Below are 18021 nucleotides of genomic sequence, written 5' to 3'. Positions count from 1 at the left end.
CTTTTAGATTGTAGCTCCCGCCGGCTCCGGCAGCTTCGTGAGGCTGGCTGCGGCAGTCTCAGCCGTAAGCTTCGCCTGCTTGATGCAGTCCGGCATCCCGATGCCGTCATAGCCTGCGCCAAAAGCATAGACGCCGGGCAGCTTCTGCGCCAGCTCGCTGCGCAGGCCGGAAATCCGGCCGGGATGGCCGACCGGATACTGCGGCATGGATGACCTCAGCCGGGTGATCTCAGTGAACAGCGGCGCTGCGGTGATCCCCATAATCTCCTTCAGGTCCTTGCGCACCAGCTCCGCCAGCGCGTCATCCGGCAGCTCCACATTCTGTTCATCCCCTGACCGTCCCACGTAACAGCGCAGCAGTACCTTATCGTCAGGGCTGGTATGCAGCCATTTGGTAGAGGTCCAGGTGCAGGCGGTGATGTTCCGCCCTTCCTTACGCGGAACAAGGAAGCCCGATCCGTCGTATTCAGTAACGATATCTTGCCGGGTGAACGCCAGAACCACATTAGCTACTGATACATAGTTCACTGCATCCAGCGCCGAGACATCCACATGGGGACGCAGCAGCTCTGCGGCTGCGAAGTTCTGCACCGTAATGTAGATGTCGTCTGCTTCCAGCAACTCACCGCCCTCAAGCTCCACCTCATAACGGGCAGCGCCGGAAGAACCGGCACCTCCCAGAACACGGATGGATTCCGCTCCTGTCCCCGTGAGCTGCCGGACATCCTGCAGCTCATGGATGAGCGCATGCACGAGACTTTGCAGCCCTTGCCGGAAGGTGAGGAAGGCGCTTTTCTTCGTTCCCGTATGGGTCTCCACCGGCTTCCTGCCGGTGGTCATTCCACGGATCAGACTGCCGTACTGGCGCTCGACCTCACCGAACTGCGGAAAGGTCGCCTGAAGACTGATCTTGCGCATATCCCCTGCATAGATCCCTGCCAGCAGCGGCTCCGTCATATTCTCCAGCACCTCTGTACCAAGACGGCGCTCAATCAGATCGCCTAACGACTCATCCTCCGCACTGCGGCGGGGCGGGAGGACGAAATCCATCATCGCCCGCATTTTGCCGCCGAAGGAGACCAGACCGCTCTTCAGGAAGGGCTTCAGCTCTGTCGGAATGCCCAGCACAAGACCGGCAGGCATCGGATGAAGCTTGCCACGCTGCAGAATGTAGGTCTTCTTGGCATTAGGATTCGTGCTTACCAGCTCGTGGTCCAGCTCCAGCTCCCTGGCCAGATCGACCATCGCCGTCTTACGGGCCAGGAAGGAATCCGGGCCCTTCTCAATCACGAAGCCGTCACGGTGCAGTGTCTCGATTTTGCCGCCAAGGACCTTGTCCTTCTCGATTAAGGTAATCTCCGGCTGTACAGCCGCCTCACGGTAGAACTTGCGGATATAGAACGCGGCGCTGAGCCCGCTAAGGCCTCCGCCGATAATAACTACCTTGCGGGGTGATGCCGTCATGGCAGATTCACCTTCAACTGGTTCGCCTTCGTACGCACCACATCGCTGAGCACCGACATATAGGCCGGATCACTGTTCAGCGAGTCAATCCGCAGAAGACGCATATCCAGCTCGGAGGCAAGCTGCTGCGCTTCAATATCCAGATCGTACAGCACCTCCAAATGGTCGGAGACGAAGCCGATCGGGGCTGACAGCACGTATTTCACCTGGCTCTCGGCCAGCTCACGCAGCGTATCGAGAATATCCGGGCCCAGCCAAGGCTCCGCTGTCCGGCCCGCACTCTGCCAAGTGAACTGCCAGGATTCCACCCCCGCCTGAGCGGCAATGGCCTGAGAGGTCTCCAGCAGCTGGTCACGGTACGGATCGCCCATCGCCAGAATACGTTCAGGAAGACTGTGTGCACTGAACAACACGCGCACTTCCTCGCGCGAAGCGCCCGTTTCTTCGAACTCGTCCAGCTTGGCAGTTATTCTCCGGCTGAGCACATCGATCAGTTCGGGGTGCATGTGGTAGCTCTCAACGAACTCCATATGAATACCGCAGGCTTCAGCTTTTTCCTTGGCGCGCTTGATATAGGTTCCTACACTCATCACGGAGTAATGCGGAGCCAGCACGATGCCTATCGCCTGCTTGATTCCGTCCCGGACCATAGCCTCGACACCATCCTCGATGAACGGTCTGGCATGCTTGAGACCCTGGTAGCAAACATACTGGATCTGCCCGCTGTTCAGCTTGGCCTGCAAGGCTTCCACCTGACGGTCGGTATTTTCTCTAAGCGGAAAAACCCCGCCGACAATCGCCTTGTAGCGGTCAGTTAGCTCTTTAAGCTGCTCAGCAGAGGGAGCGTTCCCCCGGCGGATATGCGTATAATAAGCCTCTACATCCTCAAGACTCTCAGGCGTGCCGTACGACATCACGAGTACTCCAATTTTGTTGGCCACGGTTTCCATCCCCTTTATGAATTAATTAACGTCCTATACAGCAAAGAGAGCAGCAAAGGCTGCTGCCATCTTGATGCTATTTCTTCAACTAGGCCAGCGGCGGTGCCGCCTGTTTCATTGCTGCTGCCGAATACTCATGCACGTAATCCGTTAATTCCTTGAGCGTATCGAGTGAGGCTTCAGGGAATAATCCATGTCCCAGGTTGAAAATATACCCCGGCTGCGTGATGCCTTCATCGATCAGTTCCTTGGCCCGGGCTTTGAGCATATCCATCGGCGCGGTCAGCAGATATGGATCCAGATTGCCTTGAACCGCATAGCCCCCGCCCAGTCTGCGCCGCCCTTCGGTAATGCTTACCCGCCAGTCCAGTCCGATCACATCGGCCTGCAGCTTGGTCAGGCTGGGGAGCAGCTCCCCTGAGCTGACACCCGGGAAGTAGATCTTCGGAACCTCCAGATCAGACAACTCGGCAAAAATCCGGGTGATCGTCGGCAGCACATACTGCCCGAAATCACGTGGAGCGAGCGCCCCGACCCAGCTGTCGAACAGCTGGAACGCCTTCCCGCCGCTGGCGACATGGGCACGCAGATAGGCGATAACCATATCGCCCAGCTTCTCCATCAGCTTCTCCCACACCTGAGGCTGGCTGAACATCAGCTCCTTGGTGCGGTGATAGGTCTTGGACGGTCTGCCTTCGATCAGATAACTGGCGATGGTGAACGGAGCCCCGGCGAAGGTGATCAGTGGAACGTCCAGCTCCTTGTCCAGTATGGCGATGGTCTCCAGTATATGGCCCAGATCGCCTTCCACATCAATCGGCTTCAGCCGGTCCACATCACTTGCGGAGCGGATCGGATTCTCAATAACCGGCCCGATGTTCTTCACAATGTCAAAATCCACACCGAGGGAGGCCACCGGATTCATGATGTCAGAATACAGAATCGCCGCGTCCACGCCCAGCTTGCGCACAGGCATCAGTGTCACCTCAGCCGCAAGCTCAGGCTGCCTGCAGATCTCAAGCAGCGAATATTTCTCCTTGATCGTACGGTAGTCGGGATCATACCGGCCAGCCTGCCGCATGTACCATACGGGGGTGTACTCCGTGTTCTGCTGTCTGCAGGCACGGATAAAAGTGTCGTTGTAGGTCATGATAAGATCTCCATTAGATTTAATAGAATACTGTGAAAAAACACATATCATTATTATGCCCCTTTTGTAAGCGGCTAACAACCGCCTCACCCGAAAGGGAATGACAATCCCATGACATTACTATGACATGTGTTGCATTGTCCCGCTGAAAAACTATGATATACTGATATAATGTCAATTTTTCGTGAACTCTGTAACATTGAATCCCCTGAAAGGAAGTGAAAGCACTTTGAAGAATTGGGAGACCTGGAAAGTCAACCTCATGGTGCTTTGGTTCGGCCAGTTTCTGGTGAATGCAGGCATGACTATGATTACCCCGTTTCTGTCGCTTTATCTCGCCAAAGATCTGGGGGTGACCGGCGACCGCGCAATCGGGATGTGGGCCGGGCTTATTTTTGCCGCCAACTTCTTGACCTCGTTCATCTTCCAGCCGCTCTGGGGCAAGCTTGCCGACAAATACGGACGCAAAATTATGCTCCTGCGCTCCAGCTTCGGCATGGCGATTGTTATTGTGCTGATGGGCTTCGCCCAGTCCCCGATGCAGCTGCTGCTGCTCCGGCTGCTGAACGGAACCATCTCCGGCTTCAACCCCGCCTCTGTCGCGCTGGTCTCAGGCACCACACCGAAACCGAAGATGGGCTTCGCGATGGGCCTGATGCAGTCCGGCGCGGTAGCCGGAACGATTCTGGGGCCGCTAATGGGCGGCTTACTGGCGGACTGGATCGGGTTCCGACCGATTTTCTATGTGGTCGGCGCGCTGCTGTTCGTTGCTTCATTGCTGGCGTTATTCCTGGTCAAAGAGAAATTCGACCGGGCAGAAGCAGCACAGGTGCCTCAGGTATCCGTGCTGGAAGGCTTAAAGGAACTGGCGAAGGTACCGCAGCTTCCCGCCTTGTTCGGCGTGACCTTCCTGTTGCAGTTCGCCATGGTCAGTCCCATGTCGCTGCTGCCGCTCTATGTTGAGAAGCTGCACGGCACCACCGTGGACCTTGCCTTCTGGGCAGGTATGGTCAGTGCAGTGACCGGTATCTCGAATATGCTCGCTTCGCCGCTGCTCGGCAAGCTCAGCGACAAGGTAGGGGCGCACCGGATACTGACCTTTGCGCTGATCGGCGCCGCTCTGTTCCTGATCCCGCAGGCGTTCGTGACCAGTGTCTGGCAGCTGATTCTCGTCCGCTTCCTGATGGGCGTCTTCATGGGCGGCCTGCTGCCTAGCGTCAACGCCCTGATCCGCTCCTATACGCCTGACGGCAAGGAGAGCCGGGCGTTTGGCTTCAACAGCAGTACGCTCGCGCTCGGCAATATGCTCGGTGCGGTAATCGGCGGATTCCTGTCCGGTTATATCGGGATTGAAGGCCTGTTCATTGTCTCCGGTGCATTCCTGCTGATCAATACGGTCTGGGTGCGGATCAAGCTGTACAAGAAGACTGAACCCCGGCTATTCCGTTAACAGGCTGCTTCTCTTATGGGCGGTATAACTGGTGTGGCTGGTGTAGCACAAGTTATTTCACCATTGCCAGCGCCAGGCCGTCATAGGCAGGCAGCAGTGTGCTGGCCAGGCGGGGATCGCCCGCTATCATCTCATTGAAGCGGCGCATAGCCTGGACGGCCGGTCCGTTCTTCTCCGTATTAAGCGTGCGGCCGCGCAGAAAAATATTATCCCCGGCAATAATCGCCCCCGGCGAAGCAAGCCGGATCGCATATTCCAGATAATTCGGATAGTTCTCCTTATCGGCATCGATGAAGAAGAAATCATACCTGTTCCCCTGTGCTTCGAGCAGCTTCAGGCTGTCCAGTGCAGGGCCGGTCCGGTATTCCACCCGGTCGCCGAAGCCCGCCTGCTGCAGATGGCTCTGTGCCAGCTCTGCATATTCAGCCTTAAGCTCCAAAGAGGTAAGACGGCCTTCCTGCGTGAGTCCCCGGCACAGACAGATTCCGCTGTAGCCGCCAAGCGCCCCGATCTCCAGCAGGTTTGCTGAGCGGGAGAGGGTCACAAGCATCGTCAGCAGTCTGCCGTAGCCCGGGGCAATGGACACCTCCGGCATGCCTTTGGCGGCGATGGCTGCTTTGACTTGGAGCAATAATTCATCTTCTGTATATAGCTGTTCGCTGTACTCTTCCTGATTCTGCATATGTATTCTCCTCTTGAATGGGTGTGTGTGCCTGCGGACAGGCATTGTGCAGAACTCTTCCTTACCCTATACTGTAAGCTGAACGTTCTACAGGTTCAGATGACAAACCAGTTATTCTTATTGTACTGGCTATACGTATTTATCCACAAGTTAAACGGAGTTGAGCGCACTTGGGCAAATTACAATTGATCGCCACCGCCCCCATGGGGCTGGAGGCTGTAGTAGCACGCGAATTAAACGAGCTGGGTTATGAGACCACGGTCGAGAACGGACGGGTCCTGTTCAGCGGGGATTACATCGACATCTGCCGCTGTAATCTGTGGCTGCGTACCTCGGACCGTGTACTGGTTAAGATGGGCCAGTTCCCGGCCCGGACCTTCGATGAGCTGTTCGAAGGAGTGAAGGCGATAAATTGGGAGGACTGGATACCCGAGAACGGCGAATTCCCGGTAGAGGGCCGTTCGCATAAATCTCAGCTGACCAGCGTACCTGCCTGCCAAGGGATCGTTAAGAAGGCCATTGTCGAGAAGCTGAAGCTGTCGTACCGCACTGAATGGTTCCCCGAGAACGGCCCACGGTATGTGGTAGAAGTGATTCTGCTGAATGATATCGCGCTGATCACCCTGGATACCACCGGCCCGGCCCTGCACAAGCGTGGCTACCGCCGCCAGGCTACGGAAGCGCCGCTGAAGGAGACTATGGCTGCTGCTCTGATCCAGCTCAGCCGCTGGAACGGCCATCGTCCGCTCTATGATCCTTGCTGCGGATCAGGCACGATTCTGATCGAGGCTGCGATGATCGCCTGGAATATCGCGCCAGGCCTGCGCCGCTCCTTCCCATCCGAGCACTGGCCGGAGATTCCGCAGCGCCTGTGGGAGGAAGCCCGCGAAGAAGCCTTCGATGCGGTGCGTGACGATTACCCGCTGCAGCTGACTGGAACGGATATCGATCCGGCAGCAATTGAGATCGCCGAGGCGGCGGCGAAGAGCGCCGGACTCTCCGGTGAGATTACGTTCAAGCATATGGCCGCTGCGAAGGCCCGGCCGGAAGGCGAATACGGCTGCATCATCACCAACCCGCCTTACGGCGAGCGGATCAGCAATGACAAGGAAGTGGAGAAGCTGACCCGCCAGTTCGGCGAGATGATGCTCTACGTGCCGACCTGGTCGTTCTTCGCCATCAGCCCGTACAAGGAGTTCGAGCAATACTACGGACGCAAGGCGGACAAGCGCCGCAAGCTCTACAACGGCCGGATCGAATGCCAATACTATCAATACCTGGGGCCGCTGCCTCCGCGGAAATAGACAATATTAAGCCTAAGAAGCCATAAGTCCCATGAAGCACTCTGTGCTTGCGGACTTATGGCTTTTTTGCGTTTGCGGGGCCAATTGTAATCGGTTTTTCGTTTACATTTGCTCCGCTCGCCTCCACGCTGCGTATTGTAATCGGTTTTTCGACTACATTTGGTCCGCTCACCTCCACGCTGCGTATTGTGATCGGTTTTTCGACTACATTTGGTCCGCTCACCTCCACGCTGCGTATTGTGATCGGTTTTTCGACTATATTTGGTCCGCTCGCCTCCACGCTGCGTATTGTGATCGGTTTTTCGACTATATTTGGTCCGCTCACCTCCGCGCTGCTCAATGTGGTCGGTTTTTCGATTACATTTGGTCCGCACACCTCCGCGCTGCTCAATGTGGTCGGTTTTTCGATTACATTTGGTCCGCTCACCTCCGCGCTGCTCAATGTGGTCGGTTTTTCGATTACATTTGCCCCGCTCCCCTCCACATACCAAAACAGCCCCCGCAAATAACGCGGGGGCTGTACGATGCTGCAGGCGCAGCAGATCTGAATTACTTCTTCTCCACTGGCCGTTTGACGAAGGCTTCCGCTTTGGCCAGCACCTCGTCTTCCGTCGGTCCGCTGATGTAGCGGCCGTTGATGTAGACAAACGGGCGTTTGCCGCACGGTCCGCAGTAGGAGATGCAGCCTGTCTTGATCTCGGCATCCGGTGCCATCTTCAGCAGCTTGGGCACGATGCTTTTCATTTTGATATGATTGCACTCGTCACATAATCTTATATCGTTAGCCATGAAGCAACCCTTCTTTATGTCCGTAAAATACGGGCGGATCAACTAGTGATCGCCATGATTTCCTTTAGACGGATTAGTAATCACGAAACCTTCTTCGGGCAAGTAGAGATAATCAATCTTCACTCCATCCAGCAGGGGCTGGTTCGGATCAAGAATGACATCGATATCCTTGTCAGTGGAGACTACAACATCGTTCTCCTTAGGCGTGTCCAGATCCAGTCCGTAGTGGGCATGGTCGCCATGGGCATGTGTAATTGCTACACGAAGCTTAAGCTCACTGTTGCCTTCAAGTTCCATGGTTTTCTTTATCACTTTAGCCGCGTTGCGGGTAATTTTGACGTTCATTCGATTCCATCTCCCAGGCCTCTATATTTTAAATACTCAATAATTCATTTTAAGGAATATGGGAGGATAAAGCAACCATTAGGAGATGGACATCCACACTTAAAGGTACAATCGTCGCTAAAATGTCATCTTCCGCTGTGCAGCGCCGCGTATTTACGGTCCATCCGCGCTGTGAACCAGCCCATCAGCAGCATCGTTACGCCAATATCGTCAATCGGTATAAACGGCATGAAATCGGGCAGCACCCAGTACAGCAGCGCCGGAATCGTGAACAGCAGCTTGTCGGCCATAGCCACATTTGGCGAAACGATATAATGCCAGGAGCTGCGGAATATATGAGACCATTGTTTGAGTGACAACAGTTTTCTGAATTTCATGAGTTATGCCTCCCTGTGTAATCTGTGTAAGCAGCAAAGGACACCGCCGCTAAGCACCTGTAAAAGGATTGCGGCTGTGCCCTTTGCTGTTATCTTACGCGAATGCGCAGGATTCGTTTCGTTTTTAAGTAGAATTTTATCGAATTCTCCCGAACCGGACCAACGTTCACTCCGTCACCTTAACATCGTCGATCCGTGCGGTGCTGGAATGCATCCGCAGTCCGATCTTCCCTCCGGCCGGCTGCGCCGCCGTATCGGTCCACTGGATCAGCTGGGTACCGCCCGCAGATGCCGTAATCGTACTGCCGCTTACCGTCACCTTCAGCTCAGTCCACTGGCCGGGCGTGACGGCAAAGCTTACGCTGCTGACCATCGTGAGCGTTCCGGCTGTTTTTTTGAACAGCTCCGCCTTGTCACCGGAATCATTCAGCCGGAACATGTAATAATTGGAAGCATCCGCATACCGGAACAGCAGGCCGGCGTTGGCGAAGGTATTCAGCAGCTTGACTCTGGCCGAATATGTGTAATTCCTCCAGGAGGCGTCGCCTGTATAGGCAAGCGCTTCTCCTGTCCCGGAGTTCTGTGATAGAGCCTTCGTGCCGTCATCCTCCACACTCCAGGCTCCGCCAGAAGTCGTCCATCCGCTGGAATTGCCATCCTCAAAATCATCCTGGAACAGCGTAACCGGCGGTGTGATCGTACCCTGGAATTCAAATGCTCCGATATCCGGCACGCTGTTATACAGCGGATTCCCGAAGAAGTCCTGTCCTCCGTTGCCTGCAACCGCCGCCCCGGCATTGATCAGCGGAGAGGAGAGCGCAAGCTTATATCCGTCTGCCGAATCGAGTCCTGTGGCCGTTCCGGGACTGATGAATCCGGGGTTGCCTGTGATTTTATTGGGATCGCTCGGAACACTTGAGTTCAGCCCGTAGAAGCTGTTGTGATCATACGTCATTCTGGGGCTGTTCGTGTATTGTCCGCTGGCACCATTATAAAAGATGTTGTTCGTGTAATAGGCCATTCCTGTATTGCTCGCATGGGTCAGCGCCTTATTCTGCGTTCCCGAACGGTAGATGATATTGTTGTAGACATAGAGATTCCCCCCGCCGTTCACCAGATGGAACACCCCGTTAGCGTCCTTATCGTTCTGGCTGATATTATAGCGGAAAATATTATTGTTCGTGTTGTTCATGACCAGCAGGGTCCCGCCCTCATTGTCATAGCTGAAATTGTACTGGTAGATGCTGTCGTGCACCTCGATGTCGAAGTCCCAGGGCTGGCCGTCTCCACCCAGCATCCGGGTATCGGAGGCCTCGTTGTACTGGAAAATAGCCCCCTTCGTATAATAAGCCCACTGCGCCGCAACGACAGTGATATCCTCAAGGTAATTGACGATGGATGAATTCACATCGCAGGCTTCTCCGATGGACTTCGTCTTGTTGTATTCGATCAGCGGCGAGGCGCCGGCTCTGACCAGGATGCCGTCCCGGTGGATCTTCTCCACCACATTGCCCCGGATGACCACACCCCGGAAGGCGTCGAATTTATGTGTCCAGGCACTGTTGAAAAAAGCATCCGTCATCGTCTGAATCCCTGTATCCGCCACGTTAATGACTGTATTGTTCTCGATCAGAATATCTTCCCAGGTGCTCTCAAGTGCTGTATTGGCTCCCCGGGCATGAAAGTTGATGCCGCCTGTGCGGCGGTCTGTGCCGAAGATATCGTGGATGTCGAGATTGCGGATATAGATATGCCGGAAGTTCCCCGCCCCTGCTCCTTCGCCTACGACCAGCACACCGTTTCTGCGCATATCTGTAGGCTGCTGTCCGCTTGTAATCTCCAGATTGTTGATCTCCCAGTAGGAGACATTGCGCAGCCGGATGCCGAAGCCCTCCCCGCCCACGGCGGTATTGCCGAAATCAATCAGCGGCTTGGCTCCGCTCCCGTAGAGGTCCACGGCAATCGGATTCCCCTCCGTCCCGGAGCCTTTAAGATCGAGATACTGATCATTCCATACGCTGCCTGCCTTCAAAAGAATCCGGTCCCCCGGGCTGAAGGTGACGCTGTTCACTTTGCCCAGCGTCTTCCAGGCCGCCGCCTCACTGGTGCCGGAATTGCTGTCGCTGCCTTGGGCAGCATCGACGTAATAGGTGGTGCCTGCCGCCTCAGCAACCGGACCTGACAAGCCGGATAGGAGACTGAACAGTAAAAATACGATCATGCCCAGCATGGTGAATCTGCGCGGCCTGCCTTGCCTTGGATTATGTTTCACATGGTTACTTGTCATTCTAATCACTCTCCCGCAATTAGTTATAACGCTGTGATCGCCTCACCCAGCCACGCTCCCTGCTGCACAAGCCCGTTCTGAAGCTTGGCGAGATCCACCTTCCGGCTCTGTCCCTCCGCTCCGGCCGCCATCGCCGCCGCCATACCCGCCGCCTGCCCCATGGCGAAGCAGTTCGGCATCACCCGCAGTGAGCCTTGCACGACACGGTCCGAGGAGGCGGCGCGCCCCGCCACCCATACATTGTCCAGTCCCACCGGCAGCATGCAGCGGTAAGGGACACCATGCGACTTCCCGGGCGGAAGATGGTGGATATGCATCGCCCCGCTGCTGCGGGCCATATGAATATCGATGAAGTAGCTGTTGCGGGCAATATCATCCGGGAAGGAAGCCATATTCATGAAATCCTCCTGGGTCAGCACGTAATCGCCCACAATCCGCCGCGTCTCGCGGATACCGATCTGCTCGCCGGTGGACACCAGATGGGCCTGTTCGAATCCGGGCACATAAGCCCTGAAGAATTCCAGCTGGCGGTGGACTAGCCGACGTCCCTCTATTGCCCCCCGGGTCAAGTCCTCCGCCCTGGAACCGTCGACGCCGAACACATGCCCAAAATTCACACCGACCAGATAATCGGCAATCCAAGCTAGGCCCGAGACGGAGTCCCGGCCCTGCGGCAGCTTCCCGTCAACCTGCGCCTGCTGGACGGCCTGATGGATCTGATCCGTGTCACCGCTTTCATTCCGGTATTCTTCAAAACGCTGCCGGTCCACATTCGCCAGCAGGTAGCACATAGTCGCGGCTTGAAGCTCGCCGGAATCTCCGCCCTTATGGAACGGCGCTCCCGCCAGGGCGGCCAGATCGGCGTCCCCGGTCGTATCAATGACAGTCCGGGCGCGGACTAGACTCCGGCCTGACTTGTTGACGATTACCACGCCCTCAATGCTTCGGCCGGTCTCATCCATCACCGTCTGGCTTGCCACGGTATGGAGCAGCACTTCCGCTCCGCTCTCGGTGGCAGCCTCGTCGTATACACGCTTCAGCACCTCCGGGTCGATGGGCACCCAGTCCAGCTCTGCCCCGAAGCGCTCGCGGAACTCCGGCTCACATCCGGCCTTCATCCGCTCCAGCAGTTCCAGGCCGATTCCCCGCACGACAGCCTTCTCCCCGTCACTGTAAGGACAGAAGGCTGGCACCAGGGCAACGGTGCCCATGCCGCCCAGGAAGCCGCGCTGCTCAATCAGCAGCGTCCGAGCCCCGCTGCGGGCCGCAGCTATTGCCGCTGCCACGCCCGCAGGCCCGCCGCCTGCAACCAGCACATCCACCTCACGGGATACCGTGATCTCCTCCGCAGGCAAGGTAAATACAGTTCTATTCATTGTTGTTCCTCCTTGAAGCTATACTTAGTACTCCTCACCATTATAAGAAGGCGGAGGCTGCAACAGCGTGCAGACTGATTGCCTGTTACGGTGGACAGTTTTGACCTTTATGGCTTGGCATCATCCGTGGATGTCTCCCTGCCCTGCTCTTCCGGCGGACCTGCCTTGAATTCGCTGGGATTCCGGCCGCTGTATTTCTTGAATACCTTGGAGAAGTACGCCCGGTCGGAGAAGCCCAGGGTATACGCGACATTCTCGACGGTCTCATGCGGGCGGGCCAGCATCGTGATGGCCATATTCATCTTGTACTGGTTGACGTAATCGGTGAAGTTCACGCCGGACAGCTTCTTGAAATAGCGGGAGAAGTAGCTGGCATTCAGATGCAGATGCTCGGCCATGTCGGTAGAGGTGACCATCCGGTCCACATGCTCCTCCAGAAACTCATCCACCGCCTGAAGCCGGACATCCTTCTCCTCAGCGGCTGCGGGAGCCAGTGCAAACTGCCGCCACAAATGCCTCAGCTCCCGCTTAGTCAGGCTGGCCGCTTCCTCGATATGAATCGTCTGCTCGAGTTGCGTGAAGAAGTCCTCCTCAGCCAGCCCGCCGGCTTCGAAGGCCAGCTGGCGCACCAGATCCCCGCAGGTCTCCTTCACCAGCCGGGGCAGCAGCCGCTCTGCCGATGCCTGCTGAGTCCACTGATTCACGGCCAGATCAATCCAGGCGGCATGCTGGTCTGCAAGCGCCAACGACAGCATACCGCGTTCCTTTTCCCCGCGCCGTTCTAACGTCTGCCCGAAATCCGCGTGCTCCTCAAGCAGAGACACAGGCTTCACTGATTGATAGAAGTTATTTTCCCGGCAATCCGTGAGTGTCTTGTATAACACACCGAAGCTGCGGACCGGTGCACAGGACTCCGAATAGAACCCCCGCAGGCTAATCTTCAGATACTGCTCCACCTTATCCTGTACCGCCTGCATGAATTCAGCCAGCTTGTTCTCTGTGACGCCGGGGTCCTCCACATTCCAAACCAGATAAATATCGGCGTCCCTGCTCATAATCGGTGTAATGGAAGCCTCTGCCGCAGACAACTCCAGCGCAATATTATTCACGGCTGAATGGATCAGCGGAATATCCTTGTACCGGTAACGCTCGGTAACCGATGCGGCATCCATATGAAGGAATCCATGACGCAGAAAGGGGTGCTTCCAGGAGATGCCCAGCCGTTCACCGAACTCCAGGGTGTTCTCCTGGCCCGCTGCACCCGACAACAGCTGCTTCAGGAAACTCTGCTTCAGCACTTCCTTATTACGCTCAATCGCCTGCCGGAAGGAGTAGCGCTCCAGCAGTTCCTCACGGCTCTTGAAGCGGCTCATCGCTTTGGCGAGACTGCTCTTAAGCTGCTCAGGGGATAGCTCATCCTTGATCAGATAATCATCCGCCTCCAGCTGGATCGCCCGCTTCGAGTAGTGGAAATCCTCATAGCAGGTCAGGAAAATCAGGCGAACCTCCGGCTTCGTGATCCGGAAGGCATCCGCCAGCTCCAGCCCGTCCATCCCCGGCAGCCCGATGTCCACAATCACAATATCCGGCAGCGCTGCATGGAACTGCTCCAGCGCATCCTCACTGCTATACGCCGAAGCCACCAGCTGCAGATCCAGCCCCAAGGGCCCAAGCAGATATTCCACGTATTCCAGCATCGGGACATCATCGTCTATCAGCATCAGGGTCATCAAGGGGAACCGCCTCCTTCTCCCGGGTCACGGGGATATATAGGGTGAACGTCATGCCTTCCTCGTCTTCTCTTGCCTGCGCGCTCAGCCGTGCGCGATACCCGTACAATACCTGCAGACGGCGTGCCGTGTTGACCAGCCCGACCCCTTTTTCCGGCCAGAGCGCAGTGTCTTCACTTCCTTGCAGACGCCGGTTCAGGCGCTGGAGCTTATCCTCCGGCATCCCGCGGCCGTTATCGCTGATGCTGATCCGCAGCAGATCCGACTCGAACGCCGCTTCGAGCCGGATCGACGGATGGTCCGGACGGGCGGAGAAGCCGTGGCTGATGGCATTCTCGACAATGGGCTGAAGCAGCAGCCGGGGCAGCATCACCGCACCTTCTTCCTCGCCCACCTCGCATTCCCAGACGATATCCAAACGGTTGCGGATCTGCATCACCTGCACATAGCTGCCCAGCACCCTGCACTCCTCCGCCAGCTCCAGCGGCTTATCCACATGCACATACACACGCAGCAGCTTCATGAGTGCATCGATCATAGCGCCATGCGCCGGGTCCCCGCTGAGCAGCAGGTCCACCTTGATCGAATTGAGCGTATTCAGCAGAAAATGAGGCCGGATCTGCGCCGCCAGCGCCTGAAGCTCCAGCCGCCTTTTCTCCTCCTGCTCACTCTCGACCTGCTGCAGCAGCCCGTTCATATCCTCCAGCATCTGATTGAAAGCCGCCGACAGCACCGCCACCTCATCCTTGCCCTTGACGGGTATCCGTACCGCACGGTTGCCGCCGACATACTGCTTGACGCTGGCCCGCAGCAGGCTAATCGGCTTGTTCATATATCCGGCCCACAGCATGGACAGGACCAGAAACGCCAGGAAGAACAGTCCGATCAGCGAGATGGAGACCAGAAACTCCCGGTTGATATGGCTGTCGATGGAGCTGCGGGGCGTCTTGCTGGTCAGCAGCCAGCCCACCTTGGGAATACGGACCTCACTGGCCAGCAGCGGACCTTCATCCGCAGGAGCGGCTTCTCCGGTGACAGCAATGCTTCTCCCCTTCTGGTCAACCAGCGTGAGCCTGCTTACCGCATTGCCCGTATCGAGCAGGCTACGGAAGTAGTGGCTCGGAATGCCTACGTACAGCGTGGCCAGCTTGTCCTGGTTCAGCGGGTCGGTAATGAAGCGTACCGCATAATAATAATCCGGTGCAGCGGGGGTGCCGCCGTAGGGGAACCATTGCAGCGACACTTTTTCCCGCTCATCCAGCCTGCTGCTCTCCTTAAGAAGATTCTCAGGCAGCACAGAGAACACCGGAATATTCTGGTTGCCGATCAGTATCCGGTTCTCCCGGTTGACCAGCATGATCTGCAGATCAGCATCCAGCGACTGCACCGACAGGATATTGGCCGTAGTCTTGAGCTTGTTGTAATGGGTATACACTCCGTAATTACCGAAGCTTCCCGTATTTTTGAGATAACGCAGACTCTCCAGCACGGCCGGATCATAAGCCTCAGAGAAATACACCGAGACAAACGAGATGCTGTCCACCGTTTTTTCCATTTGACTGCCGATTACCTTCAGGGTCTCCTCATTCGAACGGGCGATCTTCTCACTCACATTCTCCCGCACAGAGGTATACGACCAGAAGGTAACGACAACAAAAGGCAGCAGGATCAGGATCAGGAACGTGTATTGCAGTCTGCGATGGAAGGAAAAACGGCTTAACCATTTCATAAGAATTCCACCCCGCACTGTAATGAAAGCTTCAACGTCCCTATTATAATCCATAATCACTGCTGCCTTTGCACTTCATCCGTTATTTCTGATTGGCAGAAACTACCTTCTCGACTTCCGCTGTCATCTCACTCTTGACCTCATCGAAGCTGCGGTTGTCCAGGATGAAGCTGGCGAAGCCGTTCTCCACAATCGCTTTCAGTTCGCTGCCGTAGGGCACGCTGAAGGTGTCCGGCATTTTAATATTCGGATCGAACAGCGTCTTGGAGAGGGAGGCGGTATCGATCAGATCTGTATTTTCCCCGAAAAAGCTATTGATCAGCTCCGCCCCGTCCACGCCCTTGAACGAAGGAATCTCCTTGGTGAACTTGTAGGCTTCCTTGGACATCCAGCGGATGAAGTCATACGAGGCTTCCTTATTCGCTGATTTCGCGCCCATGGCCAGGCCGCCGCCGGAGATATTCGTCATGCCCAGTTCCTTACTGTCCACCGAACGCGGCAGCGGGGCGTACATGCTCTGGAATTCATGCGGGAATTTCTCCAGGTTCAGCGCTGCCCGGACAGCATAGCTTGGCACAGCCAGCATACTGGCATTTCCGGCAAAAAACTGCTGCAGCACATGATAGTTCGAGGCCAGCACATCGGCATACGGCTCAGCGCTCTTATCTTCCTTCTCCATCGTGCGGCGGAGGTTGAAGAAGTATTCGAAGGACGGATCGTCAAAAATCGGCTTCAAGTCTGCGCTAAGCTGCGGATGCGGCTTCTCGGTGTATGCGATAATGTTCGGATATTCTCCCCAAGTGTGGAAGTACGTTCCGAAGTGCTCGGGTGTCGTCAGCTTTTTGGCATAATCGCGGAAATCATCCCAGGTCCAGCCCATCTCAGGCAGTGACAGCCCTGCGGCTTCCAGATGATCCTTGTTGAAGACCGTCAGCCACTGCGTCGAGCTTGGCAGAATGCCGTATACCTTATCCTCCAGCTTCAGCAGCTTGGAATATTCATCCTCGGGTTTGATACTCTCCTGTTCAAAAAAGGAGTTAAGCGGTTCCACAACACCCCGCGAAGCACGCTCCAGCAGCTCATCCTCGTTCCCGGTCATGAACATATCGACCACTTCACCGCCTGCGACCAGAATATCCAGCTTCTTCATGAAATCCGTGCTGTCGCTGTTCTGGACCAGAGATTCATACTCCACTTCCACTTTATCCTGAGCTTCGTTATACGCCTGAACGGCCTGGTAGATGGGCTCTTCCGGCTTATCGGCCTTGAAGGTGTAGAATTTGATCTTAGCTTTGCCTGCAGGCTGGGCTGTGCCGGTGGTTCCGGCAGACGGATCAGCCGAGGCTGGCGCATCGGTTGCTGCTGAGGTGTTGCCCCCATTCCCGCCGCAGGCGGTGACGGAGAGCATGAGGAGCATACTGGCAAGCATTAATGGTAGTTTTTTCAAAGCAATTCCCCCTTGATTTGTTGTCTGCAGGCTCATTATACAATCTAAGCTTTGCGCACACCGTGTACAGCTATGCGGTGTGCGCGTACACTTTTTTGACCTTTACCCTTTGACTCCTCCGATGGCAATCCCATTAATGACCTGCTTCTGGAGGATCAGGAACAGCACCAGCAGCGGCAAAATCGCGGCCACGGAGGCCATCATCATGACGGAGATCTGTGTACCGAATTCCTCCTTGAAAAATTGCATCCCAAGCGGAATCGTATACAGCTTGGTCGAATTCAGCATGATCAGCGGCCCCTGGTAATCATTCCAGGTCCAGATGAACTTGATGATCCCTACGGTCGCCAGAATCGGGCGGCTCAGCGGCAGCACGACACTCCAGAAGATGCGTAAGAACCCGGCGCCGTCCAGCTCCGCCGCTTCCAGCATATCATTATGAATGCCGATCATGAACTGGCGCAGCAGGAAGGTGAAGTAGCTGGAGAACATCCCCATCAGGATCAGCGCGGCATGGGAATCATAGAGTCCCAGCTCCTTAATCATAATATAGCGCGGAACAAGCGTGGCCTGCTCGGGAATCATCATGAACGCCAGCATCAGGGTGAAGATCAGCGCTCTGCCCTTGAAATCCAGCTTGGCGAGCGCATACCCGGCCATGGCCGAGATGACAATCGTAGCCAGCGTGGAGATCAGGGCGATTTTGAGCGAGTTCATATAGAATAATCCAAACGCCACATCGCCCATCCATACGGCCTTGAAGTTGGCGACCAGATTCCAGTCAGTGGGAATCCACTGAATCGGGAAGGTCCAGACCTCCTTCTCCGTCTTGGAGGCAGCCGACAGCATCCATACCAGCGGCATCAGGAAGAATACCGAGCACAGGGCGAACAGGACCGTGAAGATCAGATTGCCGGGCTTAAGTTTTTTCATTGTCATTGCCTTTCGTT

At 56.0% G+C, this 18021-nt stretch carries 16 protein-coding genes; 2 read left to right on the top strand and 14 right to left on the bottom strand.

All coding sequences use genetic code 11. The annotated features are described in order from the left end of the window. Window positions 1-3: 3 nt before the first annotated feature. The 3 genes from hemG to hemE form a co-directional block, all read right to left on the bottom strand. A complete protein-coding gene (hemG, locus tag MKY12_RS09485) occupies window positions 4-1464 on the bottom strand; it encodes a protoporphyrinogen oxidase (protein WP_339313579.1) in 1461 nt (486 codons plus the stop codon). Beyond that, the gene (hemH, locus tag MKY12_RS09480) at window positions 1461-2405 is read right to left on the bottom strand and encodes a ferrochelatase (protein ID WP_339313577.1); all 945 of its coding nucleotides are present in this window, start codon (window positions 2403-2405) and stop codon (window positions 1461-1463) included. The genes hemG and hemH overlap by 4 nt, the downstream gene beginning before the upstream one ends. An 88-nt stretch (window positions 2406-2493) precedes the next feature. Beyond that, window positions 2494-3555 (bottom strand): uroporphyrinogen decarboxylase, encoded by a 1062-nt coding sequence (gene hemE, locus MKY12_RS09475; protein ID WP_209874309.1) that lies wholly within the window; start codon window positions 3553-3555, stop codon window positions 2494-2496. 229 nt (window positions 3556-3784) lie between these two features. Between hemE and MKY12_RS09470 the strand changes: the two genes are divergently transcribed. Beyond that, the gene (locus MKY12_RS09470) at window positions 3785-5005 is read left to right on the top strand and encodes an MFS transporter (protein WP_036725253.1); all 1221 of its coding nucleotides are present in this window, start codon (window positions 3785-3787) and stop codon (window positions 5003-5005) included. A gap of 52 nt (window positions 5006-5057) precedes the next feature. Here MKY12_RS09470 and MKY12_RS09465 read toward each other — a convergent pair whose 3' ends face one another. After that, window positions 5058-5687, bottom strand: coding sequence for an O-methyltransferase (locus MKY12_RS09465; RefSeq protein WP_339313576.1), 630 nt, complete (start codon window positions 5685-5687; stop codon window positions 5058-5060). Window positions 5688-5857: 170 nt separating this feature from the next. On the opposite strand from MKY12_RS09465, the gene MKY12_RS09460 reads away from it, so the two are divergent. Continuing rightward, window positions 5858-6991: a class I SAM-dependent RNA methyltransferase gene (locus MKY12_RS09460; RefSeq protein WP_339313575.1), complete on the top strand. Its 1134-nt coding sequence runs from the start codon at window positions 5858-5860 to the stop codon at window positions 6989-6991. A gap of 55 nt (window positions 6992-7046) precedes the next feature. Here the strand turns inward: MKY12_RS09460 and MKY12_RS09455 are convergent, their stop codons facing one another. From MKY12_RS09455 to MKY12_RS09410, 10 genes are all read right to left on the bottom strand, one after another. Then, entirely contained in the window at window positions 7047-7475 is a 429-nt protein-coding gene (locus MKY12_RS09455; RefSeq protein ID WP_339313574.1) for a hypothetical protein, read from the bottom strand. Window positions 7476-7540: 65 nt separating this feature from the next. Next, window positions 7541-7780, bottom strand: a complete 240-nt coding sequence (locus tag MKY12_RS09450; RefSeq protein ID WP_036725257.1) for a DUF1450 domain-containing protein — start codon at window positions 7778-7780, stop codon at window positions 7541-7543. A gap of 42 nt (window positions 7781-7822) precedes the next feature. After that, window positions 7823-8125 (bottom strand): heme biosynthesis protein HemY, encoded by a 303-nt coding sequence (locus MKY12_RS09445; RefSeq protein WP_036702251.1) that lies wholly within the window; start codon window positions 8123-8125, stop codon window positions 7823-7825. A 125-nt stretch (window positions 8126-8250) separates the two neighbouring features. Further along, window positions 8251-8502 carry a hypothetical protein gene (locus tag MKY12_RS09440; RefSeq protein WP_036725259.1) on the bottom strand — a complete coding sequence of 84 codons (252 nt, stop codon included), beginning with the start codon at window positions 8500-8502 and terminating at the stop codon, window positions 8251-8253. A gap of 166 nt (window positions 8503-8668) precedes the next feature. Beyond that, window positions 8669-10789 (bottom strand): family 16 glycoside hydrolase, encoded by a 2121-nt coding sequence (locus MKY12_RS09435; RefSeq protein WP_339313573.1) that lies wholly within the window; start codon window positions 10787-10789, stop codon window positions 8669-8671. A gap of 23 nt (window positions 10790-10812) precedes the next feature. Then, window positions 10813-12165, bottom strand: coding sequence for an FAD-dependent oxidoreductase (locus tag MKY12_RS09430; RefSeq protein ID WP_339313572.1), 1353 nt, complete (start codon window positions 12163-12165; stop codon window positions 10813-10815). A gap of 107 nt (window positions 12166-12272) precedes the next feature. Next, window positions 12273-13895, bottom strand: a complete 1623-nt coding sequence (locus MKY12_RS09425; RefSeq protein WP_339314835.1) for a response regulator — start codon at window positions 13893-13895, stop codon at window positions 12273-12275. Further along, window positions 13870-15624: a histidine kinase gene (locus tag MKY12_RS09420; RefSeq protein WP_339313571.1), complete on the bottom strand. Its 1755-nt coding sequence runs from the start codon at window positions 15622-15624 to the stop codon at window positions 13870-13872. The genes MKY12_RS09425 and MKY12_RS09420 overlap by 26 nt, the downstream gene beginning before the upstream one ends. A gap of 82 nt (window positions 15625-15706) precedes the next feature. Beyond that, window positions 15707-17071 carry an extracellular solute-binding protein gene (locus tag MKY12_RS09415; protein WP_339313570.1) on the bottom strand — a complete coding sequence of 455 codons (1365 nt, stop codon included), beginning with the start codon at window positions 17069-17071 and terminating at the stop codon, window positions 15707-15709. A gap of 102 nt (window positions 17072-17173) precedes the next feature. Beyond that, complete coding sequence (locus tag MKY12_RS09410) at window positions 17174-18010, bottom strand: carbohydrate ABC transporter permease (protein WP_209874339.1); 837 nt, start codon at window positions 18008-18010, stop codon at window positions 17174-17176. Window positions 18011-18021: the final 11 nt, after the last annotated feature.

Origin of the sequence: Paenibacillus sp. FSL M7-0896, assembly GCF_037975415.1 — a bacterium.
In the GTDB taxonomy this organism is placed as follows: Bacteria; Bacillota; Bacilli; order Paenibacillales; family Paenibacillaceae; genus Paenibacillus_AQ; species Paenibacillus_AQ silagei.
This window is presented reverse-complemented; position numbering and strand designations above follow the sequence as displayed.

Coding starts and splice junctions, on each gene's coding strand:
- hemG (WP_339313579.1), bottom strand. CDS start 1,464: ATGACGGCATCACCCCGCAAGGTAGTTATTATCGGCGGAGGCCTTAGC.
- hemE (WP_209874309.1), bottom strand. CDS start 3,555: ATGACCTACAACGACACTTTTATCCGTGCCTGCAGACAGCAGAACACG.
- MKY12_RS09465 (WP_339313576.1), bottom strand. CDS start 5,687: ATGCAGAATCAGGAAGAGTACAGCGAACAGCTATATACAGAAGATGAA.
- MKY12_RS09450 (WP_036725257.1), bottom strand. CDS start 7,780: ATGGCTAACGATATAAGATTATGTGACGAGTGCAATCATATCAAAATG.
- MKY12_RS09445 (WP_036702251.1), bottom strand. CDS start 8,125: ATGAACGTCAAAATTACCCGCAACGCGGCTAAAGTGATAAAGAAAACC.
- MKY12_RS09440 (WP_036725259.1), bottom strand. CDS start 8,502: ATGAAATTCAGAAAACTGTTGTCACTCAAACAATGGTCTCATATATTC.
- MKY12_RS09435 (WP_339313573.1), bottom strand. CDS start 10,789: ATGACAAGTAACCATGTGAAACATAATCCAAGGCAAGGCAGGCCGCGC.
- MKY12_RS09430 (WP_339313572.1), bottom strand. CDS start 12,165: ATGAATAGAACTGTATTTACCTTGCCTGCGGAGGAGATCACGGTATCC.
- MKY12_RS09425 (WP_339314835.1), bottom strand. CDS start 13,895: ATGACCCTGATGCTGATAGACGATGATGTCCCGATGCTGGAATACGTG.
- MKY12_RS09420 (WP_339313571.1), bottom strand. CDS start 15,624: ATGAAATGGTTAAGCCGTTTTTCCTTCCATCGCAGACTGCAATACACG.
- MKY12_RS09410 (WP_209874339.1), bottom strand. CDS start 18,010: ATGACAATGAAAAAACTTAAGCCCGGCAATCTGATCTTCACGGTCCTG.